This window comes from Camelimonas abortus (genome assembly GCF_042432745.1).
Classification (GTDB): Bacteria; Pseudomonadota; Alphaproteobacteria; order Rhizobiales; family Beijerinckiaceae; genus Camelimonas; species Camelimonas abortus.
The window spans coordinates 853,382-866,072 of the sequence record NZ_JBHLWR010000006.1; the positions used below are offsets into that span (position 1 = coordinate 853,382).

The 12,691-nt window shown below is 68.4% G+C and carries 7 protein-coding genes and 1 tRNA gene; 3 read left to right on the plus strand and 5 right to left on the minus strand.

Features of this window, described 5'->3' with window-relative positions; all coding sequences use genetic code 11:
- Positions 1 to 16: 16 nt before the first annotated feature.
- From ACFFJB_RS06185 to ACFFJB_RS06195, 3 genes are all read right to left on the minus strand, one after another.
- Entirely contained in the window at positions 17 to 2,347 is a 2,331-nt protein-coding gene (locus ACFFJB_RS06185; protein WP_512700183.1) for a sulfatase-like hydrolase/transferase, read from the minus strand.
- 39 nt (positions 2,348 to 2,386) lie between these two features.
- Positions 2,387 to 2,977, minus strand: coding sequence for a CDP-diacylglycerol--glycerol-3-phosphate 3-phosphatidyltransferase (gene pgsA, locus ACFFJB_RS06190; RefSeq protein WP_376830386.1), 591 nt, complete (start codon positions 2,975 to 2,977; stop codon positions 2,387 to 2,389).
- 1,478 nt (positions 2,978 to 4,455) lie between these two features.
- Positions 4,456 to 4,547: transfer RNA gene (locus ACFFJB_RS06195), tRNA-Ser, on the minus strand.
- Between the two features lie 1,130 nt (positions 4,548 to 5,677).
- Between ACFFJB_RS06195 and ACFFJB_RS06200 the strand changes: the two genes are divergently transcribed.
- On the plus strand, positions 5,678 to 7,273 hold the full coding sequence (locus ACFFJB_RS06200; protein ID WP_376830387.1) for a porin: 1,596 nt from the start codon (positions 5,678 to 5,680) through the stop codon (positions 7,271 to 7,273).
- Positions 7,274 to 7,555: 282 nt separating this feature from the next.
- Here the strand turns inward: ACFFJB_RS06200 and ACFFJB_RS06205 are convergent, their stop codons facing one another.
- Positions 7,556 to 9,922 carry a lytic transglycosylase domain-containing protein gene (locus ACFFJB_RS06205; RefSeq protein WP_376830388.1) on the minus strand — a complete coding sequence of 789 codons (2,367 nt, stop codon included), beginning with the start codon at positions 9,920 to 9,922 and terminating at the stop codon, positions 7,556 to 7,558.
- A 393-nt stretch (positions 9,923 to 10,315) separates the two neighbouring features.
- Between ACFFJB_RS06205 and dapA the strand changes: the two genes are divergently transcribed.
- The gene (gene dapA / locus ACFFJB_RS06210; protein WP_376830389.1) at positions 10,316 to 11,215 is read left to right on the plus strand and encodes a 4-hydroxy-tetrahydrodipicolinate synthase; all 900 of its coding nucleotides are present in this window, start codon (positions 10,316 to 10,318) and stop codon (positions 11,213 to 11,215) included.
- 1 nt (position 11,216) lies between these two features.
- Positions 11,217 to 11,687 carry an SsrA-binding protein SmpB gene (gene smpB / locus ACFFJB_RS06215; protein ID WP_376830390.1) on the plus strand — a complete coding sequence of 157 codons (471 nt, stop codon included), beginning with the start codon at positions 11,217 to 11,219 and terminating at the stop codon, positions 11,685 to 11,687.
- 168 nt (positions 11,688 to 11,855) lie between these two features.
- On the opposite strand, the gene ACFFJB_RS06220 is transcribed toward smpB, so the two are convergent.
- Positions 11,856 to 12,509, minus strand: coding sequence for a LabA-like NYN domain-containing protein (locus tag ACFFJB_RS06220; protein ID WP_376830391.1), 654 nt, complete (start codon positions 12,507 to 12,509; stop codon positions 11,856 to 11,858).
- Between the last annotated feature and the right edge of the window lie 182 nt (positions 12,510 to 12,691).

The window sequence follows — 12,691 nt, forward strand, 5'->3', positions numbered from 1 at the left end:
GGAAGGCATGACGGCCTCAGTTTGATGCTGCCTGGCCGAGATCGACGACCAGCGGATATTGCGACGCGCCGACAAATTCCGCCACGCCCCCGTCATTCCACGCCGCCACATAGGGTTGCCGGAACTTCAGGCCCGCCAGCGCAGCCAGCGGCCGGCCGCCGGCCGATACGGATGGCGCGGGCCGACCGCAGGTCACGCTGTCGAAGGCGACCAGCAGGGCGGTTCCTCCGCGCGCGTCTCGCCGCCGTGACAGCTCCTCCACCAGTGGCCGCGGGTCCGCATGGCGGCATGTATCGACGGCGCCCACGACCGAGACTTCGCCGTCCGGCGACACCAGGACTCCGTTCAGCCCCCGGCTGTACAGGCCGACGATTTCGCCGTCGCCCGTCTCGATCGTCGAATGCATGCCGGTGTCGAAGCCGGCGGACAACAGCCGTACTGATTTTCCGGCAGACGCCGGAAAAAACCTGTGCTGCTCGGGCGTCGTATGAATCCGCGCCACAAACTGCAATCGCTTGCGGGCGGCTTTTTGGGCCTTCTTCCCCAGCCGGCCGGCCGCCGCAAGATCGGCCGGCGTCAGCGCCACGCCAGAGCGGATGACGCCGCTGAAGAATGTCGCGCCGTCGAAATAGACATGGCAGTCACCCCGCAGGTCCGTGTCGACGCCCCACACCGCCTGATAAAGCGCGGCGCAGTCGTCCAGCATGATAAACGGCATGCGCGCGACGGAGGCGGCGGCCGCCGCCCGCAGCGAGGCGTGCGGACCCAGCGCGGTTTCCGCCGGCCTGCCATCCCTCGTGGCGACGAACGTCAGCGGCAGCGCCACGCTCTGTTGCCCGAAGCTGACTTTCCTTGTTTCCGGATCATAGGAAAAGCTTCGCCACGGCGAGGCGTCGTGCCACAGCGACTGCAGGAATGCGGACCACTGCGGCAGGGCTTCATTCAGCCCGTCAACGCCGCCGGCGCGTTCGGCCAGCGTCGGCGTATCGCCGATGAGACTGACGCCCAAACCCAGGCGGGGCAGATCGATGCCCATGGCGGCGGCGACGGTTGGCGCGATGTCGAGCGCCGAGCCCTCACGGGCGATTTGCCGCGGCGCGCCGAACGCCGGAACGGCGTTCCAGATCATCAGCGCGTTCCTGCGATCCTGGCTGTACTCATAGCCGTCAAGGTTGACGCGCATCATCGGGTGGTCAGAGGCGATGACGATGACCGTATCCTCCGCCCCGCCATCGGCTTCGATGGCGTCGATGAAGGCGGCGAGAAGCGTATCGGTGCAGGCGATGGCCGCAAGCATGGGTGACGGCGCCGCATGCTGCGGACAGCCAGGGCCCGTCGCGCCGTCCGGGGGATGGGTGTCGACAGTCAGCAGGAACAGGCCGAACGGTTTCCCTGCCTTGCGCAGGGCGCGATACTGCTCAAGGGCGGTTGTGAAAGTGGCGTTGTCATAACGTCCCCACGCGGAGGTCCCTTCGCCAGGAAGGGCCAGTTCCTCCAGTCCGGCGGCCCTGGCGAACCCGTGCGTGCGGAAGAAGGATCCCTTGCCAGCGAATGAGAGTGATGCCCCCTGGACAAACTGCAGCGTGTAGCCGCGCGCTTTCAGTTCGTCTCCAAGACAGGAAGCGCGCGGCAGGAAACGGTCGAATGCGCCAAACCTGTTTCCGGCTCCAACCGGCGCGACAAGCGGAACGCCGCACTGGGCGGCGACGATGCCGCCCATGGTCCAGGTCGTTCCCCAAGGGGCCAGCACGCCGGTGAAGCTGACCGCTTGTTTTTCGCGCGCTTTCAGGCGCGGCAAATACGTCGCGAAGTCCGGATTTTCAAGAAAGGTGCGGTCGAGGCTCTCCACGTAAATGTAAACGAGGTTTTTGCCTGGCGCGCCGCCGCTGTGGCTGCCTGGAACATACGCGTCGCTGACGCGCAGGACGCGGCCGTCACGGGTTACGGCGACGCCATCGTGACTTGTCGACAGTAGCGGCGCAATCGCCGCCCAGGTTTCACGCACGGCGGGATTGAAGGCGAGCGCCGCCGCCAGCAGGGCTGACACCAGCAGGCTGCGGCCGCCGGAAAGCCAGCGCCGGAGCCATGCGGACCGGCGCACCAGCAGAACCAGCCCGGCCAGGAGCAACAGGTATAGCGTCACGCCGGCGATGACAGGCGCAAGCACGCGCAGGCTCAGGCCGCTGGCGCCGGTCACAAGATGATAGATGACGGACGCGTTGACGCCCTCTCCGGTAAAGTAAGCCGCGATGGAATAAAAAATATAGAAGCTGATGTTTACGATGATCAGCAGGAGAGTGACGACAAGCATGTCCGTGTGATCTGCTTTATGAACCCCGAGCGCAATGCAAGTGGTTCCGGAGGAATGAGCGGCGCCCGGGGCGCGTCATGTCGGGACTTCGGCGGCAAGCAGGCGTCGCACGCCGGCGCGCATGTAGTCCCAGCCGGTGTAGAGGGTCAGCAGCGCCGCCGCCCACAGCAGGATCACGCCGATGCTGCTGCTGGCCGGCAGCACGGCGTCGCCGGCCGGCCCGACGATCAGAAACCCGACGGCGACGAGCTGCAGCGTTGTCTTCCATTTGGCCACGGTGGACACCGGCACGCTGACGTGCAGCCCGGCGAGAAATTCGCGCAGGCCGGACACCAGGATCTCGCGCGCAAGAATGATGATCGCCGCCCACAGGGACCAGCCGGCGATGTCGCCGCTGGCGCACAGCATCAGCAGCGAGGCCGCCACCAGCACCTTGTCGGCGATGGGATCGAGCATGCGGCCGATGGCCGACTGCTGCGACCATGCGCGGGCGAAATAGCCGTCGAGATAGTCGGTGACGGCCGCCAGCACGTAGATGGCCAGCGCCGCCCAGCGCATGGCGTGCTCCTGCGGCCAGAACAGGCAGCCGGCCACCGCCGGCACGGCGACCAGGCGGGCGTAAGTGAGCAGGTTGGGCAGGCTGAAGGCGGTCGAGCGGATGGTCACACCTGAAACCCGAATGAAACTGTCGCAAAGGCGATTGCTGGCGTTAACAGTTCCGATACGTCCGGTCGGCTTGCGCGGCAACGCCGGATCGCGCGCGGGTGGAAAATTCGGCGATTTGCGGGAAAAATTCTCTGATGCTGTAGCGTATTGGTCACGTTATATCAGAGCGTCAGGCAACATACGTCTGACAGGTCTCGCGCAGTCGTGTTATGTAAATAATTATTTGAATTTTGGATATTTTGGTATACAATAATATGTATTTAGCGCCATTTATGATGAATTATCCGATTTTCTATATAATTTATTAAATATTTTTTTGATTTTATATTAATATTATATGTGTTTTTAGTGGGGATGTGCCATGGTTTGCTGAAAACGGCGATGGTCATTCAGTCGGCGAACTCCGTGGCGCGGCTGGCAGCGCGAACCGGCGCGCCGCTCATTTTCCGGGGAGGCGCGAGGCGAGGCTCGTGACAGATTCGCTGGCGCGGATGTGCGGCGGAGGTGGCGGCGCGCGTCCCGCGGGCTCTTCAGGCCGGAGTGGGCGGCCAGCCCGTTACTTCCGGGGGGCGGCCGGGGTGAGACAGGGCAGGGAAACATGCGCCAGAGAGCTGACTGCGCCGCGTTTGTGGACGAGCGTTGTCTGCGCGATCATCCGTAGCCGGCGACGGCGGCTCCTTCCCCCGGTCCATCTGTCTTTCGCGCGCCCCTGCCGTCACGTCCATGCGTTCATGGAGGGCGAAGCGCGGCGTGAACATCAGCGCGCTGAACGTGACAGGCGGCCGATGGCCTGGCCGGACTTCCTGACGCCGACCCGGCTGGGTGGGGGGAGATCTGCGCCCGGCACTGCCTCCCGCGTCCAGCCCTCGACCGCATGCCCCGCGCCGCATGCGTGCGTCGTCCGCCGCCATGATGTGGCCAGCAGCGGCGGACCGGGGGCTGGCGCGACTGGTGGCTGTCGCTTTGGTCACCGGCGTCCCTGCCGGGGATCGTCGCAGGTCGATGGCGTGAGGTTGGCGATGACGACATCGCGCGTTGAAAATGCGTCCGGACGGTCCGCCTTGCGCCGTGCGAGATTGCCTGTCGCCCGGGCGCAGCCGGTTTGCGCACAGGGGGGAGCGAGCGCCGCGACGTTTATTTTCCGCATCTCCGCCGGCTGCGCCGAAGCGCAGTGTCCGCACTCGCCGAATGGGCAGCGGGCGTCACCGCCGGCTGGCGCAGGCCGTTTCCTGCGCAGCGTCGCGGCGTGCCCGCTTCCCTCGCAGCGTCAGTTTGCGTGCAAAATCACGAGCCGGGGCGATCACCGCCGGCTGCGCCGGCGTCGTGCAGGCGGGATGACGCGTCGCTCTGGCGACCCGGAATGAGGAAACGACGCCGGCGGAACGGCGACCGGCAGGGGCGCACGCCACGCAGCAACATGCCTCCGGGCTAGACCAGCCGGCGCTGTCGCTTGCTCCGGATCCGTCAGGAAAGGAAAATGGCGGAGACGGAGGGATTCGAACCCTCGAAGCCCGTTTCCGGGCTTGCTCATTTAGCAAACGAGTGCCTTCAGCCTCTCGGCCACGTCTCCGTGCTGCGATGGGGATACTCATTGCGGCATGACTCGTCAACGCCTGCGCGGGGCGGGGGCGCAAATCTGTGGAGATGTCGCCGGTCGCGAGCCGCGTTCCGGGGCGGCGGCGCGGGCCGCAGCCCGCCGCCTGGCCGCTGCGCGTCTCATTTCAGCGTGGTCAGGACCACGCTGCGGTGACCGGCGACCGGCGCACGCCGGAGCCGTTGTCGCCGTCAGCCGTCCGCCGGGAAAATCCGCCGCGAGCGGCCAGGCGGCGCCGCGCCCGGCCGGTCCGTCAGCGTCGCAGCGACGCTGGCCAAGGAGACGGCGTCCGGACGCAACGCAGCCCGACAGGCCGGCGGCGGCCCCCGCAAGCGCCGGAAACATCCGGGCTGGTTCCGGAGCCGCCGCCAGCGGCCGCCGCGGGTCGCCGGCCGCGGCGGTAAGGCGGTGAACAGCGGAATCGCGCCGGCGCGGAGAAGGCCGTCACGTCCGGGTGGAGCCGCCGTCAGGCCGCTGCTGGCGAAAGGACGCCGCCAGCGCCGCGAATGTCGCCCAAACCACGGCGCAGGCCTGCGGTGCGGCCACAATTCCGTGCGCGCCGCCAGACGCCGTCGGGCTGCCCTGATGCCAGCGCCGTCAGGGGCAGGAGCGGGGCGGGGCGCCCCCCTTTATATATATGGCGCAGGGACGGGGGCTGTCTGGCCTGAACGCCGGTGGCGTGCCGGCGGGATGTTTCTGGTCGAGATCGCAGGACAGTCAGTTGATTCACAAATGATTCACGGGCAGCCGGAGCCTCAGGCGGCAAAACCCCGTCAAACCGGATAAAAATATAGTCGATGATGTCCATTCCGGGCAAAAACAGCTGTCCGGATGGTGCTGGCGTGTCATTTGCGCCACATCCCGCTCCCAAAAAGGCGGTTTTCCCGAACGGTGGTCGACGTGGCGGTTGATCGACGCGTTTGCAACGATATTGTTTGGGGGAGTGGGAAGTTTCTACCAAACATTCGTTTCCAGTAGTTCCAGGTCGCCGTTTGGGGGCCGGAGTTGGGGGGGAACGGAAGGGCGGAAGGGAACAAGGGGATCCGGCGCCGTCCGCGGGGCCGGAAGTTCCACTTCCCATGGGGTCTCAAATCTGGAGGTTTAACATGAAGCTCGCAAAGAGCCTCCTGCTTGGCTCGGCGGCCGGTTTCCTGGCCGTCGCCGGCGCCCAGGCTGCTGATCTGCCCGCTTCCAAAGCTGCGCCTGTCGAGTATGTGAAGGTCTGCTCGACCCACGGCGTCGGCTTCTTCTACATCCCGGGCACCGACACCTGCATCCGCATCGGCGGCCGCGTGTCGTTCGCCTATCAGGTCGGCCAGTGGCGTGGCCTCGGCGGTCATGACAAGTCGAACTTCATCGCCGCCGGCCGTATCCAGATCGATGGCCGCACGGCCACCGAGTGGGGCACGCTGCGCACCTTCGTCCGCTTCGACATCGCCAGCCGCACCGGCCAGCAGCACGGCGCCTCCGGCACCCTGCGCAACCACGGCCCGATGGCCTTCAACGCCACCGGCGTGGACACCTACAACCGCGCGTACAAGTACGTCGAAGTTGACAAGGCGTTCATCCAGTTCGCTGGCCTGACCGCCGGTCGTTCGTCGTCCTTCTACGACTTCTACATGACGGACATCGAGCTGACGAACTTCTCGCTCACCTCGAACGCTTCGTCCACCAACCTGCTGGCCTACACCGCCAAGTTCGGCAACGGCTTCAGCGCCACGGTCTCGATGGAAGACCCGACCTTCCGTCGTAACCCGGTGTTCTTCGGCACGGGCGCGTTCAACCAGGTCACCGGTCGCGCGCAGGTCGTCGGCGCGGTCACCGGTCTCGCCGGCGGCGCCGGCAGCCCGTTCTGCGTCAACGGCGGCGTCGTGGGCTGCACCTTCGCCGCTCCGGTCACCACCTATGACGCGGCTGGCCGTCCGGTCGGCTTCAGCTACCTCGCCATCGAGCAGCGCCTGAACGTTCCGGACTTCGTCGCCAACCTGCGCGTTGACCAGGGCTGGGGCTCCGCCCAGCTGTCGGCCGCCGTGCACCAGATCGCGCCCGGCAACTTCGTCAGCAGCGGCTACGAGAACGGCGGCACCGCCCAGCGTCCTGACGCCAAGTGGGGCTACGCCGTGCAGGGCGGCGTGAAGTTCAACCTGCCGTTCATCGCTCCGGGCGACGCCCTGTGGCTGCAGGCCGCTTACGCCAAGGGCGCCATGTCCTACACCGGCATGTCGGCTCCGGTCGGCCACGACTCGGCCGTGTCCGGCGGCATTGGCGGCGGCTCCCGCTTCGGCGTCTACAAGGTCGACGCTTACATCGACCCGGCCACCGGCGCCATCAAGCAGACCGAGAGCTGGTCGGTCGCCGCGGCCTTCCTGCACTACTGGACTCCGAAGCTGCGTTCGGGCTTCGTGGCCACCTACGGTCAGGTCAAGTTCCCGGCCGGCGCCCGCGTCACCGGTCCGCTCGGCAACCTGAACGCCACCGATCCGTTCAACGTCGCGTTCAAGAACTACAACGAGTTCGTCGGTCTGGCGAACCTCGTGTGGTCGCCGGTCAAGGATCTCGACTTCGGCGTCGAGGTGCTGTACTCGCGCATCGACCCGAAGGGTCGCGTGTGGGACGCCAACCGTGGCGGTCGCGCCACCGGTCGCACCACCTCCTACGACGACAACTTCCTGACCCGCATCCGCATCGACCGCACCTTCTGATGCTGGTCAGCTGACCACAACGGGCCCCGGCGCAAGCCGGGGCCTTTTTTGTGCGCCGGCGCGGGTTTCCCGGGCCGTTTCCTGTCGGCGGGCGGGGGAGCCGGGCCGGCGCATCCACGGGTTGTGTATCCGGGCGGCGCTGGCCGGGGGGCGCAGGAGGAGGGCTGCGGGCGCGGACGGCCCGCGGTGCCGGGAAGCCGGGAGCGCCGCGACCGCGCCGGAGCCGGCGCGCTTTTGGGGCGGGCGCGAAAGGGGGCCGCGCGGCGGCTCTGCGGCGCGCGGCTACAGCTGCGGCGGCTGCGGGCGGATGCTGGAGGTGGTTTCGCCGTCTGCGGCGGCGGGCGCGGCCGGTCCGGCCTGGCGCTCCTGCCCGGCGAGGGCGACGCCGCGGCGCAGGTCCGCCGCCAGTCGCAGCGGCGCGCCCGGCTGCAGGCGGCTGCGATACACCTGCAGGTTCTCCAGCACGCGCTGCACATAGTTGCGGGTTTCGGCGAAGGGGATCAGCTCGATCCAGTCCAGCGGGTCCACCGCCGGATCGCGCGGGTCGCCGTGGGCGGCCAGCCATTTCTTCACATTGCCGCCGCCGGCGTTATAGGCGGCGATGGCCAGGATGTATGAGCCGTTCCAGTCGTCGAGCAGCTCGCCGAAATGGTGCGCGCCGAGGGTGACGTTATAGGCGGGGTCGCTGGTCAGCCGCCCCTGGTCGAAGGGAAGGCTGGCGCGTTCGGCGGTGCGGCGCGCCGTCGCCGGCATCAGCTGCATCAGGCCGCGGGCGCCGGCGGGTGAGACGGCCGCCGGATCAAACACGCTCTCCTGCCGGGCGATGGCGAGCACCATGGCCGGCTCCACGTCCTGGCGCGCCAGTTGCGGGCGCGGCGCGCCCTGCACCGGCCAGGCCACATGGGCCAGGGGCAGGCCGCGCTGCATCGCCGCCTTGCCGATCGTCACCATGGCGCGCGCGTCATTGCGTCCGGCGGCGAGCCGGGCGGCGAGGTCGATCACCGCCGCGTCGCCGGCGTTGCGGGCGAGGCCGGCGTAGAGCGGGCCGGCCATGTCGTCGGCGCCGGCCTCGTGCAGCAGGCGGATGGCGCGCAGCGGCGGCGCGTCCAGCAGGCGCAGGTCCGGCGCGGGCGCGGCGTCGACCGGGCCGGAGTCGTCGCCAAGGCGCGCCCGGGCCGCCTGGCCGTAGAAGGTCACGCCGTGGCGGGCGGCGGCGGCGTAGTCCTTCTGCGCCGCCGGGATGTCGCCCAGCGCCTCGCGGGCGCGGCCGCGCCAGTAGAGCGCCCGCGCCGTGGACACCGGCGTGCGGGCGATGTTCGCCGCGGCGTCGAAATGCGCCAGCGCCTGCTGCGGCCGGGCCAGATAACGCAGGGCGATCCAGCCGGCGTGGAACTCGGCCTCGATTTTCAGCCGGTCGCGCTCGGCGCCGTGCTCCCGCACCAGGGCGTAGGCGACGTCGGCCCTGCCGGCGTCCAGAAACCGGCGGGCGAGGATGCGCCGCTCGATCCACCATTCGTCGCCGCCGTCGACCGCAAGCTCGCTCACCGGCGTCGCCATGTGGATGGCGCGGGCGCCTTCATTGTCGTCAGTCTTGCGCAGGTAGACGGCGCGGGAATAGCGCCAGGAGACGTCGCGGCGCAGCGCCTCCGGCACCGCCATCAGCGCCTTTTCCGCCGCCTTGCCGGGCTGTTTCGGCTGCATCACCGCCATGCGCGCCCGCGCCAGCAGCACGTAATCCGGTCCGGCCATGGCGGCGGCGCGCAGCGCCGTCGGCCAGTCCGTCCGGAGCAGGAAATGCTCCATGCGGTTGCGGTGCTCGGCGCGGGTGAGCGCCTCCGGGAAGGCCTCGGCGAAGCGTTTCTCCAGCGCCGCCGGCATGGGCTGGTTGCGCCAGGCGTCCACTGCGACCTGCCGCGCCGCGGCGATGCGGCCGTCCGCCTTCAGCGCCGAGGCCAGCATGAAGGCGCCGTGCGGCGTCAGCGGCTCGCGCCGGTCAAAGAAGGCGAGCACGATTGCGGCGGGAGCCTTCTCCCGCATCAGCGCATATTCCGCCTGACGCTGCACGGGCTCAGGCGCCGGCCAGTCCGGATGGCGCTGCAGGAAGGCGTTGATGCGGGCGAACGGCATCGTCGCGCCGTTGTAGCGGATCGCGGTCCACTCCAGCAGCATTCGGGCGACGGGGTCGCCGAGACTGGCGGCGAGGGCGTCGCCCGCCCCGGCGCGGCCGTCGCGATAGGCGGCCAGCGCCTGGCGGAGCGGTTCGGCAGGCACGCCGGTGGGCGGGGCCACGACCGGCGCGTCGTTGACGGTGAGGGCCGGATCGTCCAGCGCCGGCGGCGGCCCGGGACGGATGTCGCGAAGCGCGCGCAGGGCGGCCTCGCGCTGCGCCGCCGCAGCATCCTGCCCGGGCGGGACGGCCCCGCCGGGGACGGGCGCGGGCGGGGCCGGGCGGCTGGCGACGAGCCGGCCGGGGCAGGCGCCGTCGCAGCCCTCGCGCCCCGTCATGACGAGGACGGCGACGCCCGGAACGAGGACGCCGAGCGCCGCCAGGGCGACGCCGGCGGCCAGGGCGCGGCGGCGGGACGCGGGCGCGCCGCTGGCGCTGGCGGCCGGAGTTCCGGCGGCGGGGAAATTCAGCGGCTCGTTCATGCGCGCCCTTTCAAGTGATGAAAAGACAGGATATGTCTTCCATCAAGGCGGGTGCAGTTTCCTGCGAAATGGTGCGTTCCTGCGTGACGTTTCTGTGTTCTGGAGCAGGAATTGGGCGTATCCCGGGCATTCGGCGGGTCGCCATTCCGGATTCAGCGACAATGATGGTTAATGTAAGGTGAACGCGCGCGGACGCCGGCTGTCGTGGCGTTTCGGGCGCATCTGCAGGGCGTCCGGCGGTTTTCCCTGCCCGCACGGGCCGGTTTCCCGCGCAGGCCGGCGCGGCAGGGGCTGTCGCAAGCCGGGGAAACCGGTTATCGGGGAGCCAGCGTTCAGGGTATAACGGGCGTGCGGCGCATGCCGTCCCCGCGGCGATACGGTCCAGGAATTTTCATGACAAGGCAGACAAGGTTCAGGGGAGCTTTCACCGCCCTCGTGACGCCGTTCGGCGACGACGGCGAGCTCGACGAGGGCGCTTTTCGCGCGCATGTGGACTGGCAGATCGCCAACGGCATCCATGGTCTGGTGCCGGTGGGCACCACGGGCGAGAGCCCGACCCTGTCCCACGCCGAGCACATGCAGGTGGTGGAGTGGTGCATTGACGAGGCGCGCGGGCGCGTGCCGGTGATCGCCGGCGCCGGCTCCAACAACACCCGTGAGGCCATCGAGCTGTGCCGCCACGCCGAGAAGGCCGGCGCCGACGCCCTGCTGGTCGTCACGCCCTATTACAACAAGCCCTCGCAGGAGGGCATGTACCAGCACTTCCGCGCCATCAACGACGCGGTCGGCATTCCGGTCTTCATTTACAACATTCCGGGCCGTTCGGTGGTCGACATGTCGATCGACACCATGAAGCGGCTGTTCGAGCTGAAGAACATCGTCGGCGTCAAGGACGCCACCTCAAGCATCACCCGCACCAGCCTGCAGCGGCTGGCGCTGGGCGAGGAGTTCATCCAGCTCTCGGGCGAGGACGGCTCCTGCCTCGGCTACATGGCCCATGGCGGCCACGGCTGCATCTCGGTGACCTCCAACGTCGCCCCCGCCATGTACGCGAAGTTCCAGGAGGCGTGCCTCGCCGGGGATTACGCCACGGCGCTGCAGCTCAACGACCGGCTGACGCCGCTGAACGTCGACCTGTTCTGCGAGCCGAGCCCGGCGCCGGCCAAATACGCCCTGTCGGTGCTTGGCCGCATGAAGGAGCACGTGCGGCTGCCGATCGTGCCCATGAGCGAGGCGGGGCGCCAGCGCATCCGCGCCGCCATGGTCCACGCCGGTCTGGTCGAGAGCGCCTGAGATGGCGGCGAAGCAGGGGGGGCCGAAGGTCGTCGCCGACAACCGCAAGGCCCGATTCAACTACGAGATCCTCGAGACGCTGGAGGCGGGCATCGCCCTCACCGGCACCGAGGTGAAGTCGCTGCGGACCGGCAAGGCCAACATCACCGATTCCTACGCCGGTCCCTCCGGCAACGAGCTGTTCCTGTTCAACGCCCACATTCCGGAATACCTGCAGGCCAACCGCTTCAATCACGAGCCGCGCCGGCCGCGCCGGCTGCTGCTGCACGCGCGCCAGATCAGCCGGCTGATCGGCGCGGTGCAGAAGGAAGGCTGCACCATCGTGCCGCTGCGGATCTATTTCAACGCGAAGGGGCTGGCGAAGGTGGAGCTGGCGCTGGCGCGCGGCAAGAAGCTGGCCGACAAGCGCGAGACCGTGAAGAAGCGCGAGTGGGACCGCGAGAAGGCCCGCCTGCTGCGCGCGAAGGGCTGAAGCGCCGGCCCGCAGGAACCGTTCCCGGCCAAAAGCACGCCAGCAGGGGCGCGCCGCCAGGGACATGGCCGTCAGGAACATGGCCGCCGGCGCCGGCCGCGCGCCCGCTGCCGGCGTCCGTCGCGCAGCCAGCGCCACACGCCGCCGGAACGGGCGGAACGCCGGCTGTCAGAGATCCAGTTCTTCGTCGTCGCTCTGGCGGATGCCATAGCGCGCCTGCAGGTTGCGCGGGCGGTCTTCGCCCTGGCGCTCGAACCGTTCCTGACGCTCTTGGCGCTCGGCGCGCGGCGGGCGCTCGCTGGCCTCGCGGCCGATGCGCGGGGCGAGACTGGCGAGATCGATGAACTCGTCGGCCTGGCGGCGCAGCTCGTCGGCCACCATCGGCGGCTGGGTGACGATGGAGGACACCACGGTGACGCGCAGCCCCCGGCGCTGCAGGGCGTTGACCAGCGAGCGGAAGTCGCCGTCGCCGGAGAACAGCACCACCCGGTCGAGATAGGGCGCCATGTCGAGGGCGTCGATGGCCAGCTCGATGTCCATGTTGCCCTTGACCTTGCGGCGGCCGCTGGAGTCGATGAATTCCTTGGCCGGCTTGGTGACCACCCGGAAACCGTTGTAATCGAGCCAGTCCACCAGCGGCCGCAGCGAGGAGTATTCCTGGTCGTCCACCATGGTGGTGTAATAATATGCCCGGATAAGCACGCCCTGGGCCTGGAATTCCTTCAGGAGGCGCTTGTAGTCGATCTCGAAACCGAGATTGCGGGCCGTGGCGTGGAGATTTGCGCCGTCTATGAAGAGCGCGATGCGATCACGTTGGGTCATGGCGCCTCAACAATAAGTTGCGACCGGCGTGCGCGGTCGAAAATTGCGCAGCTAAAATACAGGCAAAGTTGCAACAAGCATTAACTGAAACCCGCGCCGTCCACAATCGTTTTATTGCCGGCGCGGCCGCGCGCCGGCGCCCCCGCAGGCGGCGGGCCACGATTACTGTTGGTGAGCCGGGG